The sequence below is a fragment of the Pararhodobacter sp. CCB-MM2 genome, from assembly GCF_001691415.1.
Lineage (GTDB): Bacteria > Pseudomonadota > Alphaproteobacteria > Rhodobacterales > Rhodobacteraceae > Pararhodobacter.
On record NZ_LRRR01000013.1, the window covers coordinates 56501 to 83177 of the forward strand.

At 66.1% G+C, this 26677-nt stretch carries 29 protein-coding genes; 11 read left to right on the forward strand and 18 right to left on the reverse strand.

Annotation, left to right across the window (positions count from 1 at the left end; genetic code table 11):
• Window positions 1-140 precede the first annotated feature (140 nt).
• From BCY78_RS13825 to BCY78_RS13835, 3 genes are read right to left on the reverse strand one after another with little or no spacing between them, the layout of a single operon-like run.
• Window positions 141-1250 carry an amidohydrolase family protein gene (locus BCY78_RS13825; protein WP_068302861.1) on the reverse strand — a complete coding sequence of 370 codons (1110 nt, stop codon included), beginning with the start codon at window positions 1248-1250 and terminating at the stop codon, window positions 141-143.
• A gap of 1 nt (window position 1251) precedes the next feature.
• The gene (locus BCY78_RS13830; RefSeq protein ID WP_083195035.1) at window positions 1252-2325 is read right to left on the reverse strand and encodes an amidohydrolase family protein; all 1074 of its coding nucleotides are present in this window, start codon (window positions 2323-2325) and stop codon (window positions 1252-1254) included.
• Between the two features lie 26 nt (window positions 2326-2351).
• Window positions 2352-2765: a Rieske (2Fe-2S) protein gene (locus BCY78_RS13835; protein WP_068302863.1), complete on the reverse strand. Its 414-nt coding sequence runs from the start codon at window positions 2763-2765 to the stop codon at window positions 2352-2354.
• An 867-nt stretch (window positions 2766-3632) separates the two neighbouring features.
• Between BCY78_RS13835 and BCY78_RS13840 the strand changes: the two genes are divergently transcribed.
• The 6 genes from BCY78_RS13840 (at window position 3633) to BCY78_RS13865 (ending at window position 11032) form a co-directional block, all read left to right on the forward strand.
• Window positions 3633-4775 (forward strand): winged helix-turn-helix domain-containing protein, encoded by a 1143-nt coding sequence (locus BCY78_RS13840; protein ID WP_068302988.1) that lies wholly within the window; start codon window positions 3633-3635, stop codon window positions 4773-4775.
• 145 nt (window positions 4776-4920) lie between these two features.
• Window positions 4921-6372 (forward strand): UbiA family prenyltransferase, encoded by a 1452-nt coding sequence (locus BCY78_RS13845; protein WP_233499408.1) that lies wholly within the window; start codon window positions 4921-4923, stop codon window positions 6370-6372.
• Window positions 6366-6791, forward strand: coding sequence for a GtrA family protein (locus BCY78_RS13850; RefSeq protein ID WP_083195036.1), 426 nt, complete (start codon window positions 6366-6368; stop codon window positions 6789-6791). The genes BCY78_RS13845 and BCY78_RS13850 overlap by 7 nt, the downstream gene beginning before the upstream one ends.
• Complete coding sequence (locus BCY78_RS13855; protein WP_068302866.1) at window positions 6782-8101, forward strand: FAD-binding oxidoreductase; 1320 nt, start codon at window positions 6782-6784, stop codon at window positions 8099-8101. Before BCY78_RS13850 ends, BCY78_RS13855 begins: the two co-directional genes overlap by 10 nt.
• Window positions 8098-8832, forward strand: coding sequence for an SDR family oxidoreductase (locus BCY78_RS13860; protein ID WP_068302869.1), 735 nt, complete (start codon window positions 8098-8100; stop codon window positions 8830-8832). The genes BCY78_RS13855 and BCY78_RS13860 overlap by 4 nt, the downstream gene beginning before the upstream one ends.
• 451 nt (window positions 8833-9283) lie before the next feature.
• Window positions 9284-11032, forward strand: coding sequence for a hypothetical protein (locus BCY78_RS13865; protein ID WP_139103172.1), 1749 nt, complete (start codon window positions 9284-9286; stop codon window positions 11030-11032).
• Window positions 11033-11104: 72 nt separating this feature from the next.
• Here the strand turns inward: BCY78_RS13865 and BCY78_RS13870 are convergent, their stop codons facing one another.
• The 4 genes from BCY78_RS13870 to hisS are packed head-to-tail and all read right to left on the reverse strand — an operon-like array spanning window position 11105 to window position 15070.
• Entirely contained in the window at window positions 11105-11767 is a 663-nt protein-coding gene (locus BCY78_RS13870) for an HAD family hydrolase (RefSeq protein WP_068302872.1), read from the reverse strand.
• Entirely contained in the window at window positions 11764-12453 is a 690-nt protein-coding gene (gene hisG, locus BCY78_RS13875) for an ATP phosphoribosyltransferase (protein WP_068302874.1), read from the reverse strand. Before hisG ends, BCY78_RS13870 begins: the two co-directional genes overlap by 4 nt.
• On the reverse strand, window positions 12450-13541 hold the full coding sequence (locus BCY78_RS13880; protein WP_199523158.1) for an ATP phosphoribosyltransferase regulatory subunit: 1092 nt from the start codon (window positions 13539-13541) through the stop codon (window positions 12450-12452). The genes hisG and BCY78_RS13880 overlap by 4 nt, the downstream gene beginning before the upstream one ends.
• Before the next feature lie 2 nt (window positions 13542-13543).
• The gene (hisS, locus tag BCY78_RS13885; protein ID WP_068302879.1) at window positions 13544-15070 is read right to left on the reverse strand and encodes a histidine--tRNA ligase; all 1527 of its coding nucleotides are present in this window, start codon (window positions 15068-15070) and stop codon (window positions 13544-13546) included.
• Window positions 15071-15182: 112 nt separating this feature from the next.
• On the opposite strand from hisS, the gene BCY78_RS13890 reads away from it, so the two are divergent.
• Both BCY78_RS13890 and BCY78_RS13895 read left to right on the forward strand, forming a co-directional pair.
• Window positions 15183-15386: a SlyX family protein gene (locus tag BCY78_RS13890; protein ID WP_068302884.1), complete on the forward strand. Its 204-nt coding sequence runs from the start codon at window positions 15183-15185 to the stop codon at window positions 15384-15386.
• 1 nt (window position 15387) lies between these two features.
• The gene (locus BCY78_RS13895; RefSeq protein WP_083195037.1) at window positions 15388-15861 is read left to right on the forward strand and encodes an SRPBCC domain-containing protein; all 474 of its coding nucleotides are present in this window, start codon (window positions 15388-15390) and stop codon (window positions 15859-15861) included.
• Between the two features lie 158 nt (window positions 15862-16019).
• On the opposite strand, the gene groL is transcribed toward BCY78_RS13895, so the two are convergent.
• The 5 genes from groL to BCY78_RS13920 form a co-directional block, all read right to left on the reverse strand.
• Window positions 16020-17669 carry a chaperonin GroEL gene (gene groL, locus BCY78_RS13900; protein WP_068302889.1) on the reverse strand — a complete coding sequence of 550 codons (1650 nt, stop codon included), beginning with the start codon at window positions 17667-17669 and terminating at the stop codon, window positions 16020-16022.
• A 48-nt stretch (window positions 17670-17717) separates the two neighbouring features.
• A complete protein-coding gene (gene groES / locus BCY78_RS13905; protein WP_068302891.1) occupies window positions 17718-18005 on the reverse strand; it encodes a co-chaperone GroES in 288 nt (95 codons plus the stop codon).
• 130 nt (window positions 18006-18135) lie between these two features.
• Window positions 18136-18423 (reverse strand): hypothetical protein, encoded by a 288-nt coding sequence (locus BCY78_RS13910; RefSeq protein ID WP_068302892.1) that lies wholly within the window; start codon window positions 18421-18423, stop codon window positions 18136-18138.
• Entirely contained in the window at window positions 18420-18947 is a 528-nt protein-coding gene (locus tag BCY78_RS13915) for a hypothetical protein (protein ID WP_068302894.1), read from the reverse strand. Before BCY78_RS13915 ends, BCY78_RS13910 begins: the two co-directional genes overlap by 4 nt.
• Entirely contained in the window at window positions 18944-19306 is a 363-nt protein-coding gene (locus BCY78_RS13920) for a GerW family sporulation protein (RefSeq protein ID WP_068302896.1), read from the reverse strand. Before BCY78_RS13920 ends, BCY78_RS13915 begins: the two co-directional genes overlap by 4 nt.
• A gap of 102 nt (window positions 19307-19408) precedes the next feature.
• Between BCY78_RS13920 and BCY78_RS13925 the strand changes: the two genes are divergently transcribed.
• The gene (locus tag BCY78_RS13925) at window positions 19409-19873 is read left to right on the forward strand and encodes a protein-tyrosine phosphatase family protein (RefSeq protein WP_068302897.1); all 465 of its coding nucleotides are present in this window, start codon (window positions 19409-19411) and stop codon (window positions 19871-19873) included.
• Between the two features lie 16 nt (window positions 19874-19889).
• On the opposite strand, the gene BCY78_RS13930 is transcribed toward BCY78_RS13925, so the two are convergent.
• The 3 genes from BCY78_RS13930 to BCY78_RS13940 form a co-directional block, all read right to left on the reverse strand.
• Window positions 19890-20363 carry a hypothetical protein gene (locus tag BCY78_RS13930; protein ID WP_068302899.1) on the reverse strand — a complete coding sequence of 158 codons (474 nt, stop codon included), beginning with the start codon at window positions 20361-20363 and terminating at the stop codon, window positions 19890-19892.
• A gap of 22 nt (window positions 20364-20385) precedes the next feature.
• Window positions 20386-20838 (reverse strand): hypothetical protein, encoded by a 453-nt coding sequence (locus tag BCY78_RS13935; protein WP_139103173.1) that lies wholly within the window; start codon window positions 20836-20838, stop codon window positions 20386-20388.
• A 175-nt stretch (window positions 20839-21013) separates the two neighbouring features.
• The gene (locus tag BCY78_RS13940) at window positions 21014-21682 is read right to left on the reverse strand and encodes a DUF2161 domain-containing phosphodiesterase (protein WP_068302997.1); all 669 of its coding nucleotides are present in this window, start codon (window positions 21680-21682) and stop codon (window positions 21014-21016) included.
• A gap of 39 nt (window positions 21683-21721) precedes the next feature.
• On the opposite strand from BCY78_RS13940, the gene BCY78_RS13945 reads away from it, so the two are divergent.
• Both BCY78_RS13945 and BCY78_RS13950 read left to right on the forward strand, forming a co-directional pair.
• Window positions 21722-22444, forward strand: coding sequence for a ZIP family metal transporter (locus BCY78_RS13945; RefSeq protein WP_233499409.1), 723 nt, complete (start codon window positions 21722-21724; stop codon window positions 22442-22444).
• 90 nt (window positions 22445-22534) lie between these two features.
• Window positions 22535-23455 (forward strand): manganese-dependent inorganic pyrophosphatase, encoded by a 921-nt coding sequence (locus tag BCY78_RS13950; RefSeq protein ID WP_068302905.1) that lies wholly within the window; start codon window positions 22535-22537, stop codon window positions 23453-23455.
• Between the two features lie 116 nt (window positions 23456-23571).
• Here the strand turns inward: BCY78_RS13950 and BCY78_RS13955 are convergent, their stop codons facing one another.
• The 3 genes from BCY78_RS13955 to BCY78_RS13965 all read right to left on the reverse strand — a co-directional run bounded on the left by BCY78_RS13955 (window position 23572) and on the right by BCY78_RS13965 (window position 26648).
• Window positions 23572-24441 (reverse strand): hypothetical protein, encoded by an 870-nt coding sequence (locus BCY78_RS13955; protein ID WP_068302906.1) that lies wholly within the window; start codon window positions 24439-24441, stop codon window positions 23572-23574.
• An 81-nt stretch (window positions 24442-24522) separates the two neighbouring features.
• Window positions 24523-25914: a TolC family protein gene (locus BCY78_RS13960; protein WP_068302911.1), complete on the reverse strand. Its 1392-nt coding sequence runs from the start codon at window positions 25912-25914 to the stop codon at window positions 24523-24525.
• A gap of 80 nt (window positions 25915-25994) precedes the next feature.
• The gene (locus BCY78_RS13965; protein ID WP_068302914.1) at window positions 25995-26648 is read right to left on the reverse strand and encodes a protein-L-isoaspartate O-methyltransferase; all 654 of its coding nucleotides are present in this window, start codon (window positions 26646-26648) and stop codon (window positions 25995-25997) included.
• Between the last annotated feature and the right edge of the window lie 29 nt (window positions 26649-26677).

Sequence of the window (26677 nt, forward strand, 5' to 3'; positions counted from 1 at the left end):
TCCTCACAGAGGCGCCTGCAGATCTCACGAACGAAAAAGCTCAGATGTCAGGGCGCAAGGCCAAGACAGCAAAGAACCCCGTGAGCTTTGCCTTCGCACTCAATGTATGCACCAGCACAACCCACGGGCCCTCAATCGCCTCACCTATGATCCAACCGGAACAGCGCCATCGCATTCTCCCGGAAGATCTTTGCCCGATCGTCAGGATCCAGCGGCGTCCGGAAGGCAAAGCGAGGATCATCGAAGTCCCAATGCGGATAGTCGGTCGAGAACATCAGCCGATCCGCGCCAATCCAACGCACGAGGTCGGCGAGATGCCGGTTCTCCTCGGGCTCTTCAATGGGCTGCGTGGTGAACCAGAAGTGGTCGCGAAGGTACTCGCTGGGCTTGCGCTTCACCTGAGGCACCTCCCCGCCCATTCGCTTCCATTCCCGGTCCATCCGCCAAGCCAGCGACGGCACCCACGAGAACCCGCCCTCGACGACGACGATCTTCAACTTTGGAAATCGTTCGAACACGCCTTCCATGATCATCGAGACGATCACCGTCTGCAGGCTGTTCGAGGCTGCGTAATGTTCCTCCAGATAGAAGGAAGACCAGCCGGAGGGCGTGTTGGGCCGTTGCCCGAAGGCGCCGGTATGCAGGCCGATGGGCAGACCGTAATGCTCGGCCGCTTCAAAGATCGGCCAATAGCGGCGACGCCCGATGGGTTCGATGGTGCGCGGCGGGATCGAGACCTGCACGAAACGACGATCATGGGCGCGGCGATCAATCTCGGCCACGGCCTCGGTCGCGTCTTCCTGCGCCACGCAGATCGACGCGCGCAGACGGGGTTCCGGGCCCGCGAACTTGTCGATCTGCCAGTCGTTGATGCCGACGCAGAGCGCGGCGCCAAGGTCCTGATTGTTGGTCACCGCCCCCGCCGCCAGCGGCTGCAGGATGCCGTGCTCGATGTTGCACTGCTCGAGCAGCTGTTCACATAGAAACCCGAGGTCCGACGCCGGCGGCTTGCCGCTGGGCGGCCAGCTGTCGCGGCGCATACCGTTGCCGGGCGTCATGCGCGGATAGGTCATCGCCCCCAGGAACGGGTTGGGCGTGCGCAGGGCATAATCACGGATATGATCGCGCCACCGCTGCGGCAGGTATTTGCCCAGCTCTTGCGGGTTCTCGAACGCAGGGTGAATGTCGCAATCGACGACGCCCAGACGTTTCGGCGCAGTCTTTTCACGGTCGAGTTCGGTCGCTTCCATGTCAGCCTCCAAGTCGGGGATAGGTGGCCAGCGCATTGGCGCGCATCGCCTTTTGCAGCATTGCCTCGGGAACACCCCGCGGCAGCACATCGAGCCCTTCGTAATGGCAATGCGGGTAATCGCTGGAGAACAGCAGCATGTCATCGGACAGCAGATGCGAGAGCATCGTCTCCACCTCGGACGGATCCTCAGGCGCATCGAAGGGCTGCGAGGTCAGGCGCACATGCTTGCGGATCAGGGCGGCCGGGCTGTCCTTGACCCAAGGCACCTCGACCCGCGTGCCGCGCCAATCCTTGGACATCCGCCACATCAACGGCGGCACCCAAGAGACGCCACTCTCGATGGCGACAACCTTCAGCGCCGGATATTTGGCGAACACCCCTTCCGCGATCAGGCTGGCGATCTGCGTGGCGAAGCCATGCGTCATCGCTATGTGATCCTCGATCAGGAAGGAATGATAACCGCTATGGCTGGGTGCGTGACGCAGCATGCTTCCGGCATGGATGCCTATCGGCAGGCCGTGTTTCTCGGCAGCCTCGAAGATCGGCCAGTAGCTCTGCCGCCCCAGCGGCAGCTCCCCGGCGGCCAGCGTCAGGATCTGCACGAAGCGCTTGTCACCGGCGAGACGCTCGATCTCCTGCACCGCACCGGCAACGTTCGAGAAGGGCACCAGTATCGAGGCCCGCAACCGGTCATCGCGCGACAGCCATTGGTCTGCCAGCCAGTCATTCGTCGCCCGACAGACCGCCAGCTGCAAGTACGGGTCGAACAAGGCATGGGCGCCCGAAACAACGTTGAGGATCGCCTGCCCCAGTTGCAGTGGGTCCAACAGATCCTTCTGCATCGCCACCAGCGCGTCCCCCTCCCCCTGCCAATCGGCGCGGCGATAAGGTTTCGTGCGTTCCGGGAAGCTCATCAGTTCCAGCACATCGACATCGCGGGACTGGAAGGTCTCGGCCCAATAGGGATCGAGATAGGGCAGAAGGTCGGCTTGGCGCGGCAGTGGCGGATGCACATCGGTATCGATCGCCCCTGCCGTGATCATCGCGCGTGGCCGGTCGAGAGTGTCACTCATTCTTCCATCTCCTGTTGCGTGGCCGCTCAGAGCGTCACGATCACGTAGTCGTCCTGCACGGACACATCGTAGATTTCGATCTGATACGGCCCCTCGGCCAAGGTCTCACCCGGCGCGACCTTGACGTCGTAGCTGCGCACTTTCATGCGGTTGGGATCGCAGTAGGACTTCCCGGTCAGGATATCGAACTCCCAACCATGCCAGGGGCAGCGCACCATCTCGCCCTGCCGCTCCAGCCGGTACTCGCCGGGCTCATCCCCCGACACCAGAGAGGTGATCACGCCCTTGCACAGACTTGCCCCCTCATGCGGGCACCGGTCGGCAATGGCGTGCAAGTCGCCTTGAACGTTGAAGATGGCGATGTCGCGCTTTCCGGCAGTGAACCTGCGGGACTGACCCATGGGAATATCGGTCAGCTTGCAGACAACGTATTCTGGCATACTCGGATCCTCGAAGTGTCGTCACTCTAGGGCGGCGCACAAGCGCCCCCGGCGAAAGCCATTCAAGGGAGGTTTCCACGCAGATTGCGGATCACTTTGTTGCTTAAGCAACTTAGTAGGCAAATCTATGGACGACGGGGCGCCGCACGACCCTGACAAGGTGCCAACCTGTGTGAACAAAGCCTTTGAGCCCCCGCCAAGCACCGGCGCATGAGCACAAAGGATGTATACACTCAGCACCTCGTTCAGGCGATCATTGACAGCCGGTCGGTACTTTTTGACCCCGAACACCCCTCCTCAAGCGTTCGCCACCTCGTCGTTTGCGCCATCCGCCCAGGCCAAAGGCATTTCGCCCTTTGGGCCAACACAGGATGGCCAATCGGATCCCAACTGCAACGATACGGGCGATCCAACGCTTGACGAGCAACGAATGCTCACATGCCAATCCGCTCAAACCAGCCCTCGCACAGCGCGAGCCCTGCCTTGTCGCCATTCTCCTCCCTCGAGCCAGCATGGCGCACTGACTCGTCAACATGTATACACAACTCATGTTCATCCGTGTAGCCCCTAACGCAACCCAAGGCATAAAACCCGCGTGTTGGCGTCGCGGGTTTGCCGCACGTCTCGAAAAGCCCGCCACCGGGCGGTATCCAGTGCCTGAGAAGGCGCCGAAGCCCCGCTGCCGGCGGCCCGCAAACCATCCGCCACCCGCACCCTCACCGCCCCGCACCCAAGGCTTGCTTGCTGCGAAACCTCACGGATTTGCGTCTGGCGTCCACTCTGGGACAGCCCGACCGTCCAAGGCATCAGAACGTTGCCTTCCGCCCTCGATCTCGCGAAGATGCCCCTCCCTTGCTGGAGGATACCGTGACAGCCCTGACCCTTTCCAACCGCGATGCGCGCTGGCTCTGGCTGTCCTCGCACGGGCTCTCGGGCCTGCCGACCGGGCCGCTCGACACGGAGGCGATGATCCACCGGCTGGGGTTCGTGCAGCTCGACTCGATCCAGATCGTCGCCCGGGCGCATCACCACATCCTGTGGAGCCGCAATCAGAATTACCGCGAGCGTGACTTGCACCGGCTCATGGCCCGCGACCGCAAGGTGTTCGAGCATTTCACCCATGATGCCTCTGTCCTGCCGATGGAGTTCCTGCCGATGTGGCGGCGGCAGTTCCGGCGCATGGGCGAGAAGATCTCGCGGTCCTCGTGGTGGGGGGCGATGGACCCGGCGCTGATGGCCGATGTGAAGCGCCGCGTCGCCGAGGAAGGCCCGCTTTCCACCCGCGCCTTCGACACCGTGGTCGAGGGGGACCGCGCGATGTGGTCGCGCCCGCCGCACAAGAAGGCGCTGGATTACCTGTGGTACACCGGTGAATTGGCGACCAGCCACCGTGAGGGGTTCACCAAGTTCTACGACCTCGCCGAGAAGGTCTTCCCTGCCGAACTGCGCGACATCGACCTGCCGGAGGCGGAGCAGATCGACTGGCTGTGCCATGCCGCGCTGGACCGGATCGGTTTTGGCACTTTGGGCGAGATCCGCAAATTCTGGGACGCAACGGAGGTGCCCGAGGTTGCCGCCTGGGCTGCCGCCGCGCCCGACCTCGTGCCGATTGAGGTCGAGACGGCGGATGGCGGGCGCTACAGGGCCGTCGCCGTCGCCGATATCGAGGCGCGTCTTGCCGCATTGGAGCCCCCGTCGCAGCGGCTGCGGGTGGTCAATCCCTTTGATCCGGCGATCCGCGACCGGGTGCGGCTGAAGAAGCTGTTCGGCTTCGACTATACCGTCGAGATGTTCGTCCCGGCCGAGAAACGGCAATGGGGCTATTACGTCTTTCCCTTGCTGGAGGGGGATCGCTTCATCGGTCGGCTGGAGGCGCGGCCCAATGCGGCACGCGACGGGCTGGAGATCCAGAACCTGTGGCTGGAACCCGGCATCCGCCCCGCCAAACGCCCCGAGAAGGTCGAGGCCGAACTGGCCCGCCTCGCACGGCTCATCGCGCCGAAACGATAGGCACCCGCTGCGGGCCGCGGGCCGCGCTGTCACCCAGCCGCCCCAAGGGCCAAGCCATCTGATGGCCTTGCCCCGGCCCCTCTTGCGCCGCCTTCCCCGGCCATGCCATTTTCACGCCGACGGTTCAGGATGTTAGACGGGGACAATGCAGCAGATGGATCAGGCCACCCAAGTCCGGCCCGTGCTGGTTGTCGACCTGGACGGGACGCTGGTGCGCTCGGACATGCTGTACGAATCCTTCTGGTCCGCGTTCTCTCGCGATTGGCGCACGCCTATGCGCGCCTTGGCCGGTTTGCTGCATGGCAAGGCCGCGCTGAAGGCCCGGCTCGCGGCCTTGGGCGCCCCGGACCCCGCCACCCTGCCCTATAATGCCGAGGTGCTGCAGGTGATCCGCGACTGGCGGGCCGCCGGTGGGTTGGTCGCGCTGGTCACCGCTGCGGACGAGACGATCGCCACCGCCATCGCCAATCACCTCGACCTGTTCGACGAGGTCCATGCCTCGGACGGGACCACGAACCTCAAGGGCCCGAACAAGGCCGCCTTCCTGCGCGACCGCTTCGGCGAGGGTGGCTTCACCTATGCCGGCGACCACGATGCCGATATGGCCGTCTGGCGCGAGGCCGGGGCGGCGATGACCGTCGGCGTCTCCGGCCGGTTGCGGCGCCGGGTCGATGACCTGCGCCCCGGCGCGCGGCACCTGAGCCCGCCGAAATCCACCCTGCCGGCGCTGCTGAAAGCGATGCGGCCGCATCAATGGCTGAAGAACATGCTGATCTTCTTCCCGATGATCGCCGCGCATGACTTCAACATGACCGCCCTCTACATGGGCGCGCTGGCCTTTGTGGCCTTCAGCCTCGTGGCGTCCTCGGTTTATCTGCTCAACGATCTTCTGGACATCGGCTCGGACCGGCTGCACCCGCGCAAGCGCCTGCGCCCGCTGGCCTCGGGCGCGCTGCCGTTGCGAACCGGCATGGCCATGGTCCCGGCCCTGCTGGCCGCGGGCATCACCTTCGCGCTGATGCTGCCGCCCACCTTCCTGCTGGCACTTGCCGCCTATTACGCTCTGACCGTGGCCTATTCCCTTTGGCTCAAGCGCAAGCCGATCCTCGATATCTGTGCCTTGGCCAGCCTCTATACCATGCGGGTCATCGCCGGCGGAGCCGCGGCCTCGATCACGCCGTCTGTCTGGTTGATGGCCTTCTCGGCCTTCCTGTTCTTCTCGCTCGGCGCCGTGAAGCGTCAGGCCGAGCTGGTCGACATGGTCCAGCGCGGCGTGACCGAGGCTGCGGGCCGGGGCTACCGCGTCACCGACCTGCCGCTGGTCACGCAGATGGCCACCGCCGCGGGCTTCGTCGCCGTGCTGGTCCTGATGCTGTATCTCAACGAGCCCGAGGTTCTGACCCTCTACAACCACCCGCTGCTGCTTTGGGCCGCCTGCCTTGTCCTGCTGTATTGGGTGTCGCGTATGGTGCTGGTGGCCTCGCGCGGGAAGATGGATGACGATCCCACGGTCTTCGCCGCACGCGATCCAGTCAGTCTGGTCAGCGTGGCGCTTATTGCCGCGCTGTTCATCGCCGCCAAGGTGCTGGCATGGTGACCGGCTGGACCCTGCTGATCCGCTACAGCGCCTTCGCAATCGTGGCGACGATCGCCAACCTTGGCGCACAGCGCGCGGTCCTGACACTTGGCGAGGGGCCCTTGTTGTTCACCTTGGCGATCATCGCCGGCACGGGGCTGGGCCTTGTGGTGAAATACATCCTCGACAAGCGTTGGATCTTTGCCGACACCGAGACCGGGGTGAAGGCGCACGGCAAGAAGTTCTCGCTCTACACGGCGATGGGGCTGGTCACGACCGCGATCTTCTGGGGCGCCGAGACCCTCGCCTGGGCCCTCACCCAAAGCCATGAGGCGCGCGAGCTGGGCGCGGTGATCGGCCTCGCCATCGGCTATGTGGTGAAATACCAGCTCGACCGCCGCTTTGTCTTCGCCCGCCCGGAGGCTGTGCCATGCAACTGATGGGATGGGGCCGGTTCCCCCGCACCGAAGGTCAGGTCTCCACCCCCCGGACCGAGGCCGAGATCGCCGCGCTCATCGCCGGCGGCCCGCTGATCGCGCGCGGCATGGGCCGGGCATACGGCGACGCCGCCATCGGGGCGCATGCGCTCTCGACCGCGCGGATGAACCACATGCTCGACTTCGACCCCGAGACCGGCCAGCTGGTGGCCGAGGCCGGCGTCACGCTGAAGGACATCATCGCCGCCTTCCTGCCGCGCGGCTGGTTCCTGTCGGTCACGCCCGGCACGCAATTCGTCTCGCTCGGCGGCGCCATTGCCTCGGACGTGCATGGCAAGAACCACCATACCGAGGGCTCGTTCGGCACCTTCGTCGACTGGTTCGACCTGATGGGCGCCGATGGCATCGTCCGCCGCTGTGCCCGCGACCGCAATGCCGATCTGTTCCACTGGACCCTCGGCGGGATGGGCCTGACCGGCGTGATCCTGCGCGCGGCGATCAGGCTGAAGAAGGTGCAATCAGGCTGGATCCGCCAGACCTCGATCGCCGCGCCGAACCTGCAGGCCGCGCTTGACGCCTTCGAGGCCACCTATTCCGCCACCTATTCCATGGCCTGGATCGACTGTGCCGCCACTGGCGACCGTATGGGCCGCTCGCTGGTGATGAACGGCGAGCACGCGACGCTCGACCAGCTGCCCCCCGCAAAACGCGCCAACCCTTTCGCCGCGCGTGGCCACCTCAGCCCGCGCGTCCCGGTCGACTTCCCCGGCATCGCCCTGAACCGCTGGTCGATCCGCGCCTTCAACGAGCTCTATTACCACAAGGGCCGCCTCTCGACCGGCACGGGGCTCATAGGCTGGGAGCCGTTCTTCTACCCGCTCGACGCGATCCGCGACTGGAACCGCATCTACGGCCGCCGCGGTTTCATGCAATTCCAATGCGTGGTCCCTCTGGAGACGAAGGCCGAGGGCCTGACCCAGATCCTGCGCGCGATCTCGGCTTCGGGTTCGGGCAGCTTCCTCGCCGTGTTGAAGCGCTTCGGCCCGCAGGAAAGCCGCCTCTCCTTCCCGATGGAGGGCTACACACTGGCCCTCGACTTCCCCGTCAACACCCGCAGCCTTGCGCTGATGCCCATGCTGGACGCGATCACCGCCGGTCATGGCGGGCGCTTCTACCTCGCCAAGGACAGCCGCATCAGCGCCGAGACCCTGCGCCGCACCGATCCCCGCTGGGCGGAGTTCGCGCGGATGCGGCAGGACACCGGCCTGAAGGCGGCCTTCACCTCGGCCCAGAGCGAAAGGCTCGGAACATGAAACCCACCCTCCTGATCCTCGGCGCGACGTCGGACATGGCGCAGGCCTGCGCCCAGAAATACGCGGCCGAGGGCTATGACCTGCAACTTGCCGCCCGCGACCCCGAGGCGCTCGCCGCCGAAGCCCAGGACCTGCGCTTGCGCCACCGGGTCGAGGTCAGCACCCACACCTTCGACGTGCTGGACACCGCAGGGTTCGCAGCGTTCCTTGAGGCCCTGCACGTCCTGCCCGACACCGTCCTCTGTGCGGTGGGCTTCATGGGCGACCAGCCGGCTTCGCAGGCGAACCCCGAGGCCGCCGCGGTGGTCATGCGCTCCAACTATGAAGGCCCGGCCCTGATCCTCGGCGCCTTGGCCGAACGGATGGAGGCTCGTGGCCACGGCACGATCATCGGCATCTCTTCGGTCGCCGGCGACCGCGGGCGCGCGTCGAACTACGTCTATGGCTCGGCCAAGGCGGGCTTCACGGCCTTCCTGTCGGGCCTGCGCAACCGGCTGGCCAAGAAAGGCGTGCATGTGATGACGGTGAAGCCGGGCTTCGTCGCCACCCGCATGACCGAAGGACTGCCCCTGAACCCGCGCCTGACCGCCCAACCGGCCGAGGTCGCCACGGCGATCTGGAACGCGCAGAAGCACCATCGCAACACGCTCTATGTCAAACCGATCTGGCTGGCGGTGATGACGGTGATCCGATTGCTGCCCGAGGCGCTGTTCAAACGCACCTCGCTATGATGCGATTCGGGGCTGGCGGGCGCCGATTTCGGCCCCGAATGCTGCCCTGCAGCATTCCCGTTGCGCCTGTCAGCCCGACCCGCGGGTTTACCGAACGGTCAAATTCACGATCCGGCCGTTAACTTCCAGCCGCGCGATCGGCAATTCGTCGCTCACGTCACGGCGATGCCGCAAGCGCACCCTTGCCTCACCAGGCCGTTCCGGACACGGTCACCGCAGGGCGTAACCATTTGGTTGAGGCCTGAAATTCGCCAACAGCACCGGTTTGTCGACGCTCCCGCCACGACGCCGCTGATGCTGCAAGTGCGAAAAACGCAAGAGCACCCCTTTTTTGACAGGGTGAATCGGCCATTCTGCGTCGGCAAACCGCCGCCGATCCTTTGCCGGTCCGGAAACGGATTCATTGCTCGTTAGGCAATACCCCGGTACGTCTATAGGCATGACGAGGGACATGAACGAAACGCGTGCCGCAAAGGCGCGCCTCTCCGCGGTAGCGGGGCGGCTTACTCTGGTTGGAACGGGCCTCGGGGCATTGACCCTGATCGCCATCAGCGCGCAGATGCTGATGGAGACGCCCGCCAACCGGACCGCCGTCGCAGCACTGACGGCGGCACGGGCACCCGCTGAACAGCGGGGGGCCGTCACGCAGGCGCTTGCGGCGATCACCCGCAGCCCGGCCCCGCAAACGGCCGACACCGCACCACAGATCTGGATGGCCAGCGCCACCCTGACGGATGCGCCTTTCGCAGCCGACGGCTATGCCCATGGTGGCGTCCTGCCCCGCGGCCGCATCATCGCGCCCGCCGGCGCCCCGGCTTCTGAAGCCGAGCCGCCCGTTGTCGCCGCCCCGGTCGCACCGGAAGGCTACAGCGCGCCCCGCTTCGCCATCCCGGCCGAACCGCATCCCGCGCCCCGCATGGCCCGGGCCGAGACCGAACACCCGGTCTTCGCCAGCCTGCCGCGCGCCGAAGCGGAGGCCGAGTCGACCTCAGCCCCCGCGCTGCAACTGGCCCCTGAAGGCACCGCCCCCTTGGGCTCGTTGGTCCTTCGGGTCCCCGAAGCGCGCCCCGAGGCGACCGAGGAAGGCCCGTCGCTGGCCACCCTCGCCCTGCGCGCGCCCCGCCGCTCCTTGCGCCCGCAGCCGCGCCCCGAGGCGTTGGTGGCCGAGCCCGAGATCCCCGTCTCGCCCGCGGCCCCGCTCGCGGATGCCGAGCGCGCGATGCTCGCCACGTTGGAAGACGGCGGCCTGATCCGTTCGCGCACGCCGCAGCCCCGGCCCGAGGCCGTCACGCGCCTCGCCAGCCTGGCGCTGGACACCCCGGCGACGATCACCGATGCGGCGCCCGCCCAACCGGCGGCCCGCGTCGTGCCCGCCGCCCTGGAGATCCCCGCGCTGACCGGCCGCAGCAACGATTCCTGCTCGGACCGCCTGACGCGCGCCATTCCGCGCCGTCCGGGCCGCGCCGCAGAAGGCAGCACCGTGGTCAGCCACCTCGGCAATGCCGGCGGCAGTGAGCGCGACGGTGCCGTGATTGGTGAAGTCCTGCAGGGCAACATCCCGGACTTCCTGCGCAATCTGGTTCCGGTGACCTTCACGGGCTCGGTTAACGGCCAGCAGACCCGCGTCACCATCTGCGTGATGCCGGACTACCTTGCCGTGGGCTCGAACCGTGATTTCGTCCGCGTGCCGCTGGGCCTGCCTGCCGCGATGCGCGTGGCCGAGCGTTTCGACATGGTCCTGCCGACCACGACCATGGTCGACGCGATCTATCAACAAGCGCAGGTCCGTCTGAGCCCCTCGCCGATGGATCCGACCTCGGCCATGTCGACGACCGGCTATTTCATGCGCCACAACACCACGGTGCAGGGGCAATTGTCCCAAGCCGGGGGGCGTCTGGGGCAGCTGGTATCGGGTCACAAGAAGGACCTCGTGCTGACGAACCGTCTGCAGTCGAACCCCGGTCGCGTGGCGATCTACGGCTGGCACCAGCGCAACGGGCGCGCCATCCAGCCGCTCAGCACCGTGCACGGTGCGCAGTACGCCGACTACAGCCATGGCATCCGGCTGGTCTCGCGCACCGCTTACGTCAATGGCCGCGCCGTGGACCTGCGGGATCTGCTGTCGGACAGCCGCACGGCGGGGCTTGTGTCCTCGGAAGGTACAATCACCAATCGGCAGCTTCTGGCGCTGGCCGAGTGAGCCACAAAAACAAAGAAACCGCGCGAAGCCCCTGGCCTCGCGCGGTTTTTCTTTTTGCCTGACAACTGAACCTCAGCCCTGCGCCTTCAGCAGCAGCGGCATCAACGCCTGCACCAAGGCCATCGAGCCGCCGGTCGTGTAATCCCAGCCCAGCCAGCCGCGCTTCTCCGCCGCCTCGACATTCTTCGGCGTATCGTCGATCAGCAGGATCTCATGCGCCGGCATGTCCAGCGCCTGTTCCAGATACTGATAGACCGCCGCATCCGGCTTCATCATCCCGATCTCGCCCGAGGCATAGATCGCGTCGACCTTCTCGCCCCAACCGGCATCTTGGGCGATCCAACGCGCGCGGCGGGCCTCGTTGTTCGTCAGGATCACCTGCGCCACGCCGGCCTCGGCCAACAGGGCCAGCACCCGGTCCAGCTCCGGATCGGGGTCGTGATCAGCCTCGAACCAGATCTCCAGCACGTCCTCGGGGTCCAGATCGACGCCCTCGGCCTCGGCCCAATCGGCGAGCCGGTCCATGACGTCGTCCTTGCCAGTGAAAAGCGCCTGTTTGTCGCGCCCAAACACTGCCCTGCCCATCGACACAGCGTCGATGCCCAGCTCCTCGCCGACCTTGGCCTGCCACGGGAACACGCCCGAGGCATCGGGGCGTCCGGCGCGGTTCAGCACGCCATCGAAGTCCCAGACCACGGCGCGAACCAGTTCGATGCCGTCAATCGTCTCGGTCATGCCAGCCGCTCCCGCAACGCCGCCAAGGCAGCGGCTTCCGCCGCATCACAGGGCGCCACGCGCGACAGGAACAGTGTCGCCTGCGAGCGCAGGATCGGCTCGGCCTCGAGGATCTTCAGGTGGTTTGCGCGCAGCGTCTCGCCGGTCGAGGTGATATCCGCCACGGCCTCGGCCGTCAGGTTGCGGATCGTGCCCTCGGTTGCGCCCTGACTGTCGACCAGCTGGTAATCCGCCACGCCCTGCGCGCGCAGATAGTCGCGCACCAGCCGGTGATATTTCGTCGCGATCCGCAGCCGGAAGCCATGCTCGGACCGGAAAGCCGAGGCCGCCGCGTCGAGGTCATCAAGCGTCTCGACATCGACCCAGCATTCCGGCACCGCGATGATCAGGTCGGCATGGCCGAAGCCCATTGGCGCAACTTCGTCGACCAAGCCATTGTTCGCGCCCAGTTTCTCGCGCACGAGGTCTGTGCCGGTCACGCCCATATGGATGCGCCCCGCCGCCAGTTCGCGCGGGATTTCCGAGGCGGAGAGCAGCACCAAGTCCACGCCCTCGACCCCCTCGACCGCGCCGGAATACTCCCGCTCAGCCCCGGTGCGCTTCATGGTGATGCCGCGCTCGGCGAACCAGTCGAAGGTCTTCTCCATCAACCGGCCCTTCGAGGGCACGCCGATCTTCACGCTCATGCCACGCCCCCCAGTTCGACCAGCAGCGCCGGGCGGATCACACCTCCGACCGCCGGAATCGAGCGTCCCTGCCCCAGCACCGTCGTCAGCGCGTCATAGCGCCCGCCGGTGGCCACCGGGGCCAGATCCGGCCGCGCCTCGGCATAGAAGCCGAAGACGAAGCCGTCGTAATATTCCAGCGTGGTGCGGCCGTAGCTGGCCTCGAAATCGAGGTCGTCGACCGCCACGCCATGCGCCGCCAGCACCTGCAAGCGCTGCTCGAAGAGGTCGAGCGAGGGCGCGATCCAGGGCATGTCGGCCGCCAGCGCGCGCATCGCTTCCAGCGCCTTCGGGGCCTTGTCGGCGACCTTGAGCAGCGCCTCCAGCGCGTCGACCACGGCGGCGGGGATCGGCGCGGTGGCGGCATCCTCGGAGAGTTTGGTCATCCGCGCCTCGATCTCGGCGCGCGAGCGCAGGCCGATCTGCGGCGCGGGGCTTTCGACCTTGTCACCCTTCGCCAGCCGATCCAGCAGCGCCTCTCGCCCCTTGGGCAGCGGTGCGCGACCGGCGAAACGCTCGAGCAGCGCCCGGAAGCGACCCGGACGCCAGAGATGGCGCATCAGGGCTGCCTTGCGGGTGTCCGAGGTCGGCAAGCCCTTCACGGCGGCGATCAGGATACCGATATCGCCTGTCGCCGCGCGCAGGCCCTTGCCGGCCAACATGCGGGAAAACAGCGCAAAAACCTCGGCATCGGCACGGAGCGGCTGGTCGCGGTCAAAGACCTCATAGCCTACCTGCAGGTATTCGGAGGCCTTGGTCGAGGCCCCCTCCTGCTTGCGGAACACCTCGCCCAGATAGCAGTAGCGCGCAGGCTCTGCGCCGCCGGCCATGTGGGCCTGCACGACGGGGACGGTGAAGTCCGGGCGCAGCATCATCTCGCCCTGTAGCGGGTCCTGCGTGACATAGGCGCGGGCGCGGATGTCCTCACCATAGAGGTCGAGCAGCGTCTCGGCGGGTTGCAGCACGGCCGCCTCGACCGGGACGGCGCCCCAGGTCTGGAAGGCGCCGAACAGCCGCTGGCCTTCGGCGCGGGCCGCGGGCGTGACGATGCTCATTTCCGGTCGTCCTGGGCCAGCATGCCCTTCACGGTCGCGACCAGATCGGCCACCGGCACTTCAACCTGCGCCGGGCGCTCCTTCCATTCCTCCAGCGTCGCGTTCTCGGCGATCTTCGCGCCGAGGATCAGGTCCTTGACCTGCACCATGCCGCGCTCGGCCTCGTCGGTGCCTTGGATGATCGCTACCGGCGCGCCGCGTTTATCGGCGTATTTCAACTGGTTGCCGAAGTTCTTGGGGTTGCCGAGATAGACCTCGGCGCGGATGCCCGCGCGGCGCAGCTCGCCCACCATCTTCTGGTATTCGGCCATCCGGGCGCGGTCCATGACCGTCACCACCACTGGGCCGGTCGTGTCCGTGACGATCCGCCCCTTGGCCTGCAGAGCGGCCAGCAGACGGTCCACGCCAATCGAGACGCCGGTCGCCGGAACGGCCTGACCGGTGAAGCGCTTCACGAGGTCATCATAGCGACCGCCGCCTGCGACCGAGCCGAACTGGCGCTTGCGGCCCTTCTCGTCGAGGATCTCGAAGGTGAGTTCGGCCTCGAACACAGGGCCGGTGTAATAGCCAAGGCCGCGCACGACCGAGGGGTCGATGACCACACGGTCCGAGCCATAGCCCTGTGCCGCCAGCAGCGCGGCCATCTCTTCCAGCTCGGCCACGCCCTCGGCGCCAATCCCGCTGTCTCCAACTGCACTTTTGAGATTCGCGATGGTCTCAGCGTTGTCAGCCCCCCGTGCAAGCAAGAAAGCCATCACTCGATCTGCTTGCTCACGAGACAGGCCAACGCCATCGATGAACGCACCAGACGCATCTTTGCGCCCGGCCGTGAGAAGCTCGATGACGCCATCTGATCCAACCTTGTCGAACTTATCGATCGTTCGAAGGATGGCGTCGTGCTTCTCCATCGTGTTCTTTAGCGCATCAATGTTTTGGTCAAGGGCATCGCGATCACTCGGATCGCCGAAACCGAACACCGAAACCAATACGCCGTTCAGCACCTTGCGGTTATTGATGCGCACGACGAAATCGCCGCCGAGGCCCAGATCCTCGAACACATCGGCCAGCATCGCGCAGATTTCCGCATCGGCGGCCACGGTCGAGGCCCCCACGGTATCCGCATCGCATTGATAGAACTGGCGGAAACGGCCCGGACCGGGCTTCTCGTTGCGCCAGACCGGCCCCATCGCGTAGCGGCGGTAGGGCGCGGGCAGGTCGTTGCGGTACTGCGCCGCGACCCGGGCCAAGGGCGCCGTCAGGTCATAGCGCAGCGCGAGCCAGTTCTGGTCCTCTTCCTGCCAGGCGAAGACCCCCTCGTTCGGGCGGTCCACATCGGGCAGGAACTTGCCAAGCGCCTCGACGGTCTCGACGGCCGAGGTCTCCAAGGGGTCGAAGCCATAGCGATGATAGACCGCCGCGATGCGATCCAGCATCGCCTTGCGGGCCGTCACTTCGGCACCGAAATAGTCGCGGAAACCCTTCGGCGTTTCGGCCTTGGGACGGAATACTTTGGTCTTGCTCATGATCGCATCCGGCTTTGTCCGCGCGTGGTCTAGCCCAAGGGGGGCGCGGCGGCAAGGAGCGGCAGACCCCGTCCCGCATTGACCGCGGCCCGGCGGCGGCGCTAAATGGAGCATGGCCCGGATCGAAGACCTTGAAGAACGCATCGCCCACCTCACCCGCGCGGTCGAGGACCTGTCGGATATCGTCCGCGCACAGGGCACGCAGCTCGACCGGCTGACCTATCGCACCGGCATGTTGATGGAACGCGAGGCCGAGCGGGAAGCCGCTGCGGGCACCGAGATCCCGCTGGCCGACCAACGCCCGCCGCATTGGTAAGATGCTGCTGCGCTGCACGAAAGAAGGGGGCAGCGCGCTGGTTTTCACCCGCCGTCTTGATGCGCTGCCCGATCGGGTCTGGCAGGCCTATACCAGCCCCGCGTTGCTGGGGCGCTGGATGATGGGCCCGCCCGGCTGGCCGATGACCCGCGCGCAGTTCGACCCGCGCATGGGCGGACTGATCCATCTGGAATGGTCCGACCGGATGGGACAAGTGCTGACCCTGACCGGCGAGGTCCTCGAGGCCGAACCGCCCTATCGGATGCTGCATGTCGAACGGATGCATGTCCCCGAGGCCTCGCCCGAGAATGTCATCGAGACGCTGCTGGCCGAGGAGGCGGGCGGCACCAACCTGATGCTGCACATGCGCCTGCCCGATGCCGCCGCGCGCGACGAGATGCTGGCCGGCGGCCTCGCCGAGGGGCTGGAGGACAGCTTCGTGCGCCTCGAAAGCCTGCTCGCCACCGGTTTCTGACCCCGCCCCCCTCACCTTGTTCAAAATACTCAAATGCCCCGGCCCGCCATCTCGCGCCGGCGCCTGCCCTTTCACTCTGCCGCAAATACTCAAACCGGATACGGAAAAGGGGCGCCCCGATCGGAGCGCCCCTTTCCTAAGACCTGATGGTCGGCAGATTACATCATGCCGCCCATGCCGCCCATGCCGCCCATGTCGGGCATGCCGCCGCCGGCAGCACCTTTCGGCTCGGGCTTGTCAGCGATCATGGCTTCGGTGGTGATCAGCAGGCCGGCGATCGAGGCAGCGTCCTCGAGAGCGGTGCGGGTCACCTTGGCCGGATCGATCACGCCGAACTTGAACATGTCGCCATATTCTTCGGTCTGGGCGTTGAAGCCGAAGTTGACGTCGGTCGATTCCTTGACCTTGCCAGCCACGACGGCGCCGTCGACGCCAGCGTTGTCAGCGATCTGACGCAGCGGAGCTTCCAGGGCGCGGCGCACGATGGCGATACCGGCGTTCTGGTCGCTGTTGATGCCAGCCAGACCTTCGAGGCCTTTGCCAGCCTGCACCAGCGCGACGCCACCACCGACGATCACGCCTTCCTGCACGGCCGCGCGGGTCGCGTTCAGGGCGTCATCGACGCGGTCCTTGCGCTCTTTCACTTCGATCTCGGTCATGCCGCCGACGCGGATGACAGCAACACCGCCGGCCAGCTTGGCCAGACGCTCTTGCAGCTTCTCACGGTCGTAGTCCGAGGAGGTTTCCTCGATCTGCTGACGGATCTGGGCCACGCGGGCTTCGATCTCGGCTTTCTCGCCGGTGCCGTCCACGATCGTGGTGTTGTCCTTGTTGATCGAGACTTTCTTGGCAACGCCCAGCATGTCCATGCCGACGTTCTCAAGCTTCATGCCCAGATCTTCCGAGATCACCTGACCGCCGGTCAGGATCGCGATGTCCTGCAGCATGGCCTTGCGGCGATCACCGAAGCCCGGAGCCTTGACGGCAGCGATCTTCAGGCCGCCACGCAGCTTGTTGACCACGAGGGTCGCCAGCGCTTCGCCTTCGACGTCCTCGGCGATGATCAGCAGCGGCTTTTGCGACTGGATCACTTGCTCGAGCAGCGGGACCATCGGCTGCAGCGACGAGAGCTTCTTCTCGTGCAGCAGGATGAAGCAGTCTTCCAGCTCGGCAATCATCTTGTCCGGGTTGGTGACGAAGTAGGGCGACAGGTAGCCACGGTCGAACTGCATGCCTTCGACCACTTCGACTTCCGTCTCCATGCCCTTGTTCTCTTCGACGGTGATGACACCCTCGTTGCCGACTTTCTGCATCGCGTCAGCGATGAAGCGGCCGATGACGGCTTCGCCGTTGGCCGAGATCGTGCCGACCTGAGCAACTTCGTCCGAATCGGCGACCGGGCGGGCAGCAGCCTTGATGGTCTCGACGACTTTGGCGGTCGCCATGTCGATGCCGCGCTTCAGGTCCATCGGGTTCATGCCGGCGGCGACGGCTTTCATGCCTTCGCGCACGATGGCCTGAGCCAGAACGGTAGCGGTGGTGGTGCCGTCGCCGGCTTCGTCGTTGGTGCGGGAAGCGACTTCCTTCACCATCTGCGCGCCCATGTTCTCGAACTTGTCAGCCAGTTCGATTTCCTTGGCGACGGTGACGCCGTCCTTGGTGATGCGCGGGGCGCCGAACGACTTGTCGATGACCACGTTGCGGCCTTTCGGGCCGAGGGTGGTTTTCACGGCGTCGGCCAGGACGTTCACGCCCTTCAGGATCTTGTCGCGGGCGTCGGTGCCGAACTTGACGTCTTTAGCAGCCATTGGGGATGCTCCTTGAATTGGGTTTCTGGATCAGGTCGGAAGGACAGCTCAGGCGATGATGCCGAGGATGTCGCTTTCCTTCATGATCAGCAGCTCTTCACCGTCGACGGTGACTTCGGTGCCCGACCATTTGCCGAACAGGACGCGATCGCCGGCCTTGACGGCCATTTCGATCAGCTCGCCCGAGTCCTTGCGCGCGCCGGTGCCGACGGCGACGATTTCGCCTTCAGCCGGCTTTTCTTTCGCCGAGTCGGGGATGATCAGACCGCCCTTGGTCTTCTCGTCGCTCTGCACGCGGCGGACCAGCACGCGGTCGTGGAGGGGTTGGAAAGCCATCAGTGAACACTCCCTAGGGTTCAGTTCGAATGCTTTTAGCACTCAGCGTTGGCGAGTGCTAACGACGCCCTAGGTAGGCAGCCAAGTTTTCGGTGTCAACACTCGGGTCGTGAGATTTTTTCGCGCTTGGTTACGCGTGCGGCGCCGTGGACGGCGTCTGCGCTGCAAAGGCCTCCCAAGCGCCCGGCAACAGGGCCTCGAGCGCGACCTCGTCCAGCACCTCGCCCGAGGGAGCAAAGGCCTGTCGTCCACCCGGCCCCTCGATCATCACCGCGACCGGCACCAGCCGGCCCGAGACCGCCGTGGCCTGAGCCGAGACATAGGCATCCATGGCCAGCGCCGCAACCCCAGCAACGCTCCACGCGCCGTGCGTCACCTTATGACCCAGATGGATTTTGTTCGTGAATTCAACGCTCATCGCAGTGCCCAGAGAAACCGGACCGCCACCGGCAGCAGTCGCGCCGGCACGAGGGAGACGATGGCCTCGCCCTGCCCCTCCAAGGCCTGACGGTCGAACAACGGCACCAGCCGCAGCCGATCCCCCAGCGACAAGGCGGCCACCGCCCCCATCGCGCGGCCATAGAATTCGCCGGTCAGCGCCGGATCACCAAGGCCCAGCCGCACCTCGGCCCGCAACCGTTCGATCCGCAAGGTCCTCAAGGCCTCCAGCGCCGCCCGAAAGCCGGCACTCAGCATCTTCCGCGAAGGGCGCCACCCCTTGCCATCCCCGGTCGCGGCCTTGGTCTTGGCCTTGCGCGGTGACGGCGGACGGCTGCTGTCGACCAGCGTAAGCGGGACCAACCCCGCCAGCAGGCTCACTCGTAGCAGAAGACCGCTCTCATCCGCCCGCGCCATCACGCGCACGGGCAGAACGAGCAGCATGAATAGCCCCAGCAACAGGACAGCCCCAAGGCCACCAAGCAGCCCGAGGGCAAGGTTCACGCCTCACCCTCGTCCGGGGCGTCCTTGGCGCCAGACCGCGCCTTCATCACCTTGGTGACCGTCGATCCGATCGCCTCGGCCATGCTGGCGGCGTTGCTGCGGATGGGTTCGACCCGCGCCCCGTCAGCATCGAGGATGATCGCACCCACCGGCTTCACCCCGCCGCCCGCTGCCGTGCCCATGCCGCTGCTGGGCGCCGTCCCCGTGCCGCCGCCCGCACCGAAGCCGAAGCCATAGCTCACCAGCGGGATCACGGTCGCGCCATCGCGGTCGATGGGATCGCCCAGCACATTCTTCGCGGTGAGCAGCTTCTCCAGCTCCTCGACCGTGCCCTTGAGCAGTTTCACCACGTCGTCCATCACGCACCTCCTGTGTCACGCGGCCATCTTGGCGCGGATCGGGTAACGACGCCATGATCTGACGCATCTTGCGCCGTGTCTCGCGGCGGATTACCGCAGGGCATGGCCTTCGCGATCGCATCCCTCCCCCTGCGGCACGGCACCCTTGCCATTTGCCCGCTCCCCTCGACCACGGCGCAACGCGCTGCGGTTTCGGCTTTCGCGCCGGATCTGGTGGTCACGCTGACCCGCCAGACCGAAATGACCGAGCTGGGGGTCGAGGATTGGCCGGATTGGCTGCGCAGCCATCACATCCCGTGGCACCCGTTCCCGATCGAGGATTACGGCATCCCGCCCGAGGGCGCGGATTGGCCCGCCCTGTCGAAAGCAGCGGCCGAGATATTCGAGAATGGCGGCACCTTGCTGGTGCATTGCCGCGGCGGGCTTGGCCGCTCGGGCATGGTGTGCCTGCGACTGATGATCGAAGCCGGCGAGCATGCCGACGAAGCCCTGCAGCGCCTGCGCGCCGCCCGGCCGGGCGCGGTCGAGACAGAGGCCCAACTTCGCTGGGCCTCTGGCGAGATCTAAGGGCGCGCGCCGGATCTTATTCCGTGATCGGCGTGGTGTTCGGATGGCGGCGCATCAGATCGACGATCAGGTGCAGGTTTTGCCCTTGGAACGGCTGCGTCATCAGCAACCGCCCTGCCGTCGGAACATCGGCGGTTGGCGCCCAGACCCAGCCTTCGATTGAAGCGCTGGTCCAGCCATAGAGCGGATCGTTCAGCTCGAAAGTCCCGATCACCCGGCAGCCGGCGCGCATCGAAAGGCGCCCACGGGTCTCGGGCGTCAAGGTCACGACACCGCCGGAACCGTCGGGATCCGTGGTGATGCAGTCACCAGCGAAGCGGCCGCGACGGTCGACGCTTACTTCACAGATCGAGGTCGGACTGCCGCCCGGCGCGACAGCCGAGACAACCCAGTTGCCGCGCAGCGAGGCCGCCGTGCACACGGTTTCCGCCTGCGCCGCGCCAAGGGTCGTCACCGCGGCACACAGAGCCGCAAAAGGTTTCGTTTTCATAGCATTCACCGAGTACAGAAGGTCAATCGAACAGCGAGGCATTGGCATCATGCCGCCGCAACAACTGGCCTGTCACCGCGGGATACCCCGCTTGCTGCATCAGCACCGACCCAGCCACCGGCACAGCATCGACCGGCGCCCAGACCGTCCCCTCCAGCGAGGCCGCCTCGCCTTCCATCACCAGACGCCCGGTAATGGCGCAGCCCGCGCGCATCACCATGCGGCCTGAAACCGACGGGGTGAAAGTCTCGGTCCCGCCTTGTCCGTTGCGATCGGTGACGATGCATTGGCCGCTGAAAAACCCGCGGCGGTTGACAGACAATTCGCAAAGATTGGTGGGGCTTCCGCCGGGGGCGACCATGGAAAGAAGCCATGTTCCCCGCATAGAGCTTGCCCGGCAAACAGTGTCAGCTTGCGCCGCGCCAGTACCCACAGTTGTGATTGCCGCGATGAGCGTAAAAAGGCGTCGTGTCATAATATCCTCGCACATTACACGGGCACAGGATGCTCGCGGCAGGCGAGGCGAAACAAGCGGTTTGCTGAGCCATGCACATATTGCATTGCGGTGAGGCAAGGACTGTTGCGCGGTTGCGTCACCGGGTGTCCGGACCTGCGAAGGTTCAGGCAGCCCCGAGCGTCCTGAGGCCCCCTTACTCCGGCAGCGCCCCGTCCCAATCCGCGAGGCCTTTCCGTCCGGCCTCAGTCAACCCGTAGACGCCCGTCGTGACCCGCGTGAACCAGCCGTAATGGTTGTCGGCCATAAGCCGAGTCGCCGTCGGCACGCCCGTGTCCCGCGCCACCGCCGCGCCCTTGGCCGCGCCGTATTCCGCCAGATAGGCGGCGCAGCGCAGGGCGTCCTGTCGATAGCCGGTGACCAGCCCGTGCCGCGTCGCGCCGCCGGCGTTCGGATCGCCCTGCCGGCGGGTGAATTCCGCCTCCAGCCGCTTGCGCTTCACCTTCGAGCCGCGCGGCGCATAGGGGCCGGGTTCGGCGACGACCTCGACAAAAAGATCCCGCGCCCGCACCGTCAGCAGGCCCAGACCCAGACGGCGGCACAGGGCGGTGTTCTCCTTCATCATCCGCCGCGCCTGCTTGCCTTCGGGTCGCAAGACGGCCAGCCAGACCTCGGGCGTCACCGCCAGCCGGGCGATGGCCTGATGGTAGAGGGTCAGTGAGAACATGAGCTTCATCTCGACGATCACCGGGTCCGGCCCGCCCATCGCCACCAGATCCGCAGCCCCGATCTCGCCCTTCACCTCAAGGCCCTTGGCTTCGAAATATGCCTTCAGGGGCGGATAGAGATCGGCTTCGCGCATCACGGTCATGGCATGTGATAGCGCGCCCCGGAACCGGAGGGAATGGCCCGACGTTTCCCGCTCATGCTGACCACCGTGATCGTCCTTGCCCTCGTCGCGCTCGCCCTTCTGATCGGGGCCGCCTGGGGTCTGTGGGCGCCCCTGCCCGCGCGGCTGGAAGGCTTCCTCATCGCGTTGGCCGGCGGCGCGCTGATCGTGTCGATCATGTCAGAGCTGGTGGAACGCGCGGCGCCGCATATCCCGTGGCTGGTGCTGGCGGCGAGCCTGATTGCCGGCGCCGGAGCCTTCGTCCTGCTCGACAAGTTCGTCAAACGGAAGCTCGGCGCGGAATCGGGCGGCGGGTTGCTGGTCTCGGTCACTCTCGACGGCATCCCTGAGAACCTCGCGCTCGGTGTCGCGCTGATCGGCGCCTCGGGGCTGGAGGTCGCGGCGCTGGCAGGCTCGATCTTCCTGTCCAACCTGCCCGAGGCTGCGGGCGGCGCCAAGGGCATGCTGGACGACGGCTATTCCAAGACCAAGGTCTTCGCCATCTGGACCGCGACAGCGCTGCTGCTGTCGTTCGCGGCACTCTTGGGCTACCTCGCCCTCGATCAGGCCTCCGAGCAGGTTCTGGGCCCGATCCGCGTCTTTGCCGCGGGCGTGGTTGCGGCCTCTCTGGCGATCGAGGTCTTCCCCAAGGCTTACGCACAGGACAGCTACGCCACCGGTTTCGCCGTGGCCATCGGGCTCGTGGCGGCGCAGGGACTGGGGCAATTGGCGGGCTGAGGCTGCGACCTTGGCGGCTAGTGACAACCCCGCCCCTCGCGCCTATAAAACCCGCGAATTTCGCTGCACCTGCATCCACGGGATATCCTCATGACGATCCAAGTTTTCGGCCACAAATCGCCTGACACCGACTCGACCGGCTCGCCCATCGCCTGGGCCTGGTACCTGTCCGAGGTGAAAGGCACGCCCGCCAAGCCCGTGCTGCTGGGTGAGCCGAACACCGAAGCCGCCTTCGTCCTGAAGCATTGGGACCTGCCCAAGCCCGAGATCATCGCGGGCGTCGAGGCTGGCGCACCGGTGGTCATCGTCGACACTAACAACCCGGCCGAGCTGCCGGCGGACATCAACAAGGCTGACATCCAGGCGATCATCGACCACCATAAGCTGGTTGGCGGGCTGGAAACCAAGGGGCCGATCGAAATCACCGTCCGCCCGCTGGCCTGCACCGCGACGATCATGCACGACCTGATGGGCGCCGACATTGCCAAGGCCCCGCGCGGCGTGAAGGGCGCGATGCTGTCGTGCATCCTGTCAGACACGCTGGAGTTCCGCAGCCCGACCACCACCGCGCATGACCGCGCCGTGGCCGAGGCGCTGGCGAAGGATCTGGGCGTCGACATGGGCGAACTGGCAACCGCGATGTTCGAGGCGAAATCCGATGTCTCGGCCTTCTCGGATGCCGAGCTGCTGCGGATGGATTCGAAGGAATACACCGTCGCCGGCAAGGAGCTGCGCGTCTCGGTGCTGGAAACCACCGCGCCGAAGATCCTGCTCGACCGCAAGGACAGCCTGATGGCCTCGATGGTCGACGTGGCGAAAGAGGACGGCGCGGATCAGGTGCTGCTCTTCGTCATCGACATCCTGAAGGAAGAGGCGACGCTTCTGGTGCCGAACGCGCTTGTCAAGGAGATGGCCGAGAAGAGCTTCGGCGCCACCGTCACCGGCGATACCGTCGTGCTGCCGGGTGTGATGTCGCGCAAGAAGCAGATCATCCCGTCGCTGACCCTCTGAGGGTGGCGCGAGGCGGAGGCCTCGGGGGCTCTGCCCCCGACCCCCCGGGATATTTTTGGAGCAAAGATGAAGGGGCCGCGTGAGGGGCCCCTTATGTCATTCTATTCCGGTTTGCGTCAGAGAAAGCCGCGATCGTCCAGAGCCTTGGCAATTTCCGAGCGGACCAGTTTGCGGACCTGTTGGGTGATCCGCTCGCCAAGGGCACCGCGCAGTTCCTCGCGGACAATCTGGGAGATCAATTCGCGCAGGGCTTCCTCGTCCAGCACTGTGTCCTCGAAGACCTCCTCGGCGATCATCGACTCGGGGTCTGCGGCCATCGCGGCCGGTGCGGCCACAGGACCCGCCGCCTCGGGCTCAGCGACGAGGGGCGCTTGATCGACCTCGGCAACGGGCTCGATAGCCGTGGTTGCTTCGGCTACGGCCACGGGCGTGTCGTCGACCTCGATGACCGGGTCAGGCAGATCAGCGACGGGTGCCGGTTCTGGCGCGGCTTCAGCCACGGGTTCCGGCTGCGGCTGCACCTCTGCCTTGCGGTGGGTGAAGCTCAGACGGCCGTACAGTTCGGTGACATTCGACGGCTTCGGCGATTCATCGGCGGGACCGCCTTCGAAATCCGCTCCGGTCGCGGATACGGCGGCTTCCAGCTCGGCAATCGTCGCTTCGAGCTTGCCGAAATCCGGTGCGGGGATGGAGACCTCGGAAGTATCGACCGCCGTAGCGTTCGCGGGCTGCAGGATCATCGGCCCGGTGGCCCCGGTCAGCACCGGTGCCTCGGCCTGCGGCGCGCCCTCAGCCGACGCCGGATTGGTCAGCCCTTGCGGGCCGCCATCGCCTTGATCGGCAGCCACGCGCTGCGCTTCGGTGAGCACAAGTCGGGTACCCCCGGTACGCGGAGCCTCCCCCGACCGATCCCCTTCCTGCGCGACAAGACGGCGGATGGAGGTCAGAACGTCCTCGATCTCGCGGTTACTCATCGGATCCGACATGCCCGATACCCCTGCTCTTTTATGCCGACAGGTTACCGGAGCCGAGGCGATCCGACAACCGCCTCGACCCCGATGTTGTGATCAACGGTTATAGCGCCCCATAATCCGGTCCAGCGCATCGCCTTGACGCGACCGGGTGGCCGGCGCCGGGGCGTGGCGCAGACCGGCACCATAAGCCTCGACGTCATAGGTCGGGATACCGAGGTTCAGCGCCTCGACCGTCAGTTGCCCCATCGAGGCCAGCAGCGAATAGGCTGCAAGCTGCACGTTGGCAGCGGCGGCGATGCGCGACGAACGGGCGTCGAGCAGTTCCTGCTCGGCGTCCAGCACATCGAGCGTGGTGCGCGAGCCCAGCTCGGCCTCGGCGCGCACGGCGTCATAGGCAGATTGCGTGGCCGAGATCTGCTGGTCACTGGCCACGACCGATGCACGCGCGATCTGCAGCTGTGCCCAACTGGCGGCGACGGATTGGCGCACGATCGCCATCGTCTGGTGCAGGTTGGACCGTTGCGCCTGCGCCTGCGCGACCTGTTGACGCTCGGCCGAGGATTGCGCCCCGCCGGTGTAGAGCGGCACGGAATAACCAAGGCGCGCAACGATGTCCGAGCCATCGCTGTCGGGGAGCCCTTGCACCCGGCTTCGCGAATGCTCGGCGCTGATCGACCCCGTGACGGTGCCATAACGCTGGCGCTGGATGATCTCCGTCAGCAGATCAGCAACCGCGACTTGGTGCTGTACCTGGCTGATCGACGGGTGGTTCTGGCGTGCGACCTCTTGGGCAGCTTCCAGCGTCGCGGGAAGGCGCGGAAGGCTGGGCGGCGAATCCAGCGACGAGGGATACATACCGACGGCGAGGTTGAAGACCTCGCGGTCGATGGCGACGTTGCCCTGTGCCAGAGCCAAGGCCGACCGCGACGCAGCAAGCCGAGCTTCAGCCAAGGCCACGTCCGTCCGGGTCGAATCGCCCAGTTCGAAACGCTCGCGCGCGGCGCGAAGCTGCTGGGTGATCACCGTCACGTTGTTACGCTGAAGTGAGACGGCCTGCAGATCGCTGTACAGCGTCATATAGGCGGTGACCGCGTTCAGAAGCACGTTCTGCTCGACGCTGACGAGGCCCGCGCGGGTGGCCATCACCGTCTCACGCGTGGCCGCGACAGAACGGCTGCCGCGGCCGAAGTCCAGAAGCGTCATCGACGCGGAAAGGCCCACGCTGAGGGTGGCGTTGGACAGGGGCGCGTTCAACTGGCTCAGCGCGGTGGCGGTGAAATTCACCACCGGCAGCAAAGCCGCGACCGCTTGCTGCACGTCCTCATCGGCGGCGCGCAAAAGAGCGCGGTTCTGCTCCAGCAGGTTGGAATTGCGGTAGGCCGCAGCCAGCGCATCGGCGAGGGATTCCCCCGACGCGGGCAGTGCCATACCGATCGACAGCGCAAGCCCCGCCACGCCGGCGAGGATCCGGTTGCGAACGCTCATGCGTCCCTCCGTCCATGGTTGGGCACTCGTTCCGCCCGGGCCACGGGGCCAGGACGCCGCCACAAGGACGGGAGCCCGGTTTACAAAGCGAATACGCGCGGCGCGGAGAAGCCGTCCAGGACGGGCGCCGCGGCGTTGAAGGCATCGCGCCAGCGAATCGAATCGCCGTGCTTGACCCCCACGCGAACCGTGCCGAGCGCGCCCTGCATGAAGATCGCCGCGACGCGGCCACCCTCTTTCAGCTGCGCGGCCAGATCCGCGGGGAAGAGTTCGATCCCACCCTCGACGAGGATGACGTCATAGGGGCCATGCGCTGCCGCACCGGCCTCGGCCGCCCCCCGTTCGAGAACCACATTGGTGGCCCCGATCGCTTCGAGCGCGGCTTCGGCGTCGTCGGCCAGCGACGAATCGCTTTCCAGGGCAACGACGGCCTGCGCCATATGGGCGATGACGGCGCTGGAATAGCCCGTCGCCGGGGCCAGATCGAGCACGAGATCCGTCGGTTTGATGTCCAGCGCGTCGAGCATCTTGGCCAGCGTGCGCGGGTCCAGAAGGACACGGCCCCCGCCGAGGGCGATATTCTCGCCGATATAGGCCGCTTCGGCCAGATCAGCAGAGACGAAACGCTCGCGCGGGATGGACAGCATGGCCTCGATGATCGGCAGCTTGGTCACATCCGAGGGGCGCACCTGGGTATCGACCATGATGGTCCGGCGGGTGGCGAAATCGGGCATGGCTTAGGCTCCGTCAGGGTCTGTCAGCC

Coding starts and splice junctions, on each gene's coding strand:
- BCY78_RS13825 (WP_068302861.1), bottom strand. CDS start 1,250: ATGGAAGCGACCGAACTCGACCGTGAAAAGACTGCGCCGAAACGTCTG.
- BCY78_RS13830 (WP_083195035.1), bottom strand. CDS start 2,325: ATGAGTGACACTCTCGACCGGCCACGCGCGATGATCACGGCAGGGGCG.
- BCY78_RS13835 (WP_068302863.1), bottom strand. CDS start 2,765: ATGCCAGAATACGTTGTCTGCAAGCTGACCGATATTCCCATGGGTCAG.
- BCY78_RS13845 (WP_233499408.1), top strand. CDS start 4,921: ATGCAGCAGATGGATCAGGCCACCCAAGTCCGGCCCGTGCTGGTTGTC.
- BCY78_RS13850 (WP_083195036.1), top strand. CDS start 6,366: ATGGTGACCGGCTGGACCCTGCTGATCCGCTACAGCGCCTTCGCAATC.
- BCY78_RS13855 (WP_068302866.1), top strand. CDS start 6,782: ATGCAACTGATGGGATGGGGCCGGTTCCCCCGCACCGAAGGTCAGGTC.
- BCY78_RS13860 (WP_068302869.1), top strand. CDS start 8,098: ATGAAACCCACCCTCCTGATCCTCGGCGCGACGTCGGACATGGCGCAG.
- BCY78_RS13865 (WP_139103172.1), top strand. CDS start 9,284: ATGAACGAAACGCGTGCCGCAAAGGCGCGCCTCTCCGCGGTAGCGGGG.
- BCY78_RS13870 (WP_068302872.1), bottom strand. CDS start 11,767: ATGACCGAGACGATTGACGGCATCGAACTGGTTCGCGCCGTGGTCTGG.
- hisG (WP_068302874.1), bottom strand. CDS start 12,453: ATGAGCGTGAAGATCGGCGTGCCCTCGAAGGGCCGGTTGATGGAGAAG.
- hisS (WP_068302879.1), bottom strand. CDS start 15,070: ATGAGCAAGACCAAAGTATTCCGTCCCAAGGCCGAAACGCCGAAGGGT.
- BCY78_RS13890 (WP_068302884.1), top strand. CDS start 15,183: ATGGCCCGGATCGAAGACCTTGAAGAACGCATCGCCCACCTCACCCGC.
- BCY78_RS13895 (WP_083195037.1), top strand. CDS start 15,388: ATGCTGCTGCGCTGCACGAAAGAAGGGGGCAGCGCGCTGGTTTTCACC.
- groL (WP_068302889.1), bottom strand. CDS start 17,669: ATGGCTGCTAAAGACGTCAAGTTCGGCACCGACGCCCGCGACAAGATC.
- groES (WP_068302891.1), bottom strand. CDS start 18,005: ATGGCTTTCCAACCCCTCCACGACCGCGTGCTGGTCCGCCGCGTGCAG.
- BCY78_RS13910 (WP_068302892.1), bottom strand. CDS start 18,423: ATGAGCGTTGAATTCACGAACAAAATCCATCTGGGTCATAAGGTGACG.
- BCY78_RS13920 (WP_068302896.1), bottom strand. CDS start 19,306: ATGGACGACGTGGTGAAACTGCTCAAGGGCACGGTCGAGGAGCTGGAG.
- BCY78_RS13925 (WP_068302897.1), top strand. CDS start 19,409: ATGGCCTTCGCGATCGCATCCCTCCCCCTGCGGCACGGCACCCTTGCC.
- BCY78_RS13930 (WP_068302899.1), bottom strand. CDS start 20,363: ATGAAAACGAAACCTTTTGCGGCTCTGTGTGCCGCGGTGACGACCCTT.
- BCY78_RS13935 (WP_139103173.1), bottom strand. CDS start 20,838: ATGACACGACGCCTTTTTACGCTCATCGCGGCAATCACAACTGTGGGT.
- BCY78_RS13945 (WP_233499409.1), top strand. CDS start 21,722: ATGGCCCGACGTTTCCCGCTCATGCTGACCACCGTGATCGTCCTTGCC.
- BCY78_RS13950 (WP_068302905.1), top strand. CDS start 22,535: ATGACGATCCAAGTTTTCGGCCACAAATCGCCTGACACCGACTCGACC.
- BCY78_RS13955 (WP_068302906.1), bottom strand. CDS start 24,441: ATGTCGGATCCGATGAGTAACCGCGAGATCGAGGACGTTCTGACCTCC.
- BCY78_RS13960 (WP_068302911.1), bottom strand. CDS start 25,914: ATGAGCGTTCGCAACCGGATCCTCGCCGGCGTGGCGGGGCTTGCGCTG.
- BCY78_RS13965 (WP_068302914.1), bottom strand. CDS start 26,648: ATGCCCGATTTCGCCACCCGCCGGACCATCATGGTCGATACCCAGGTG.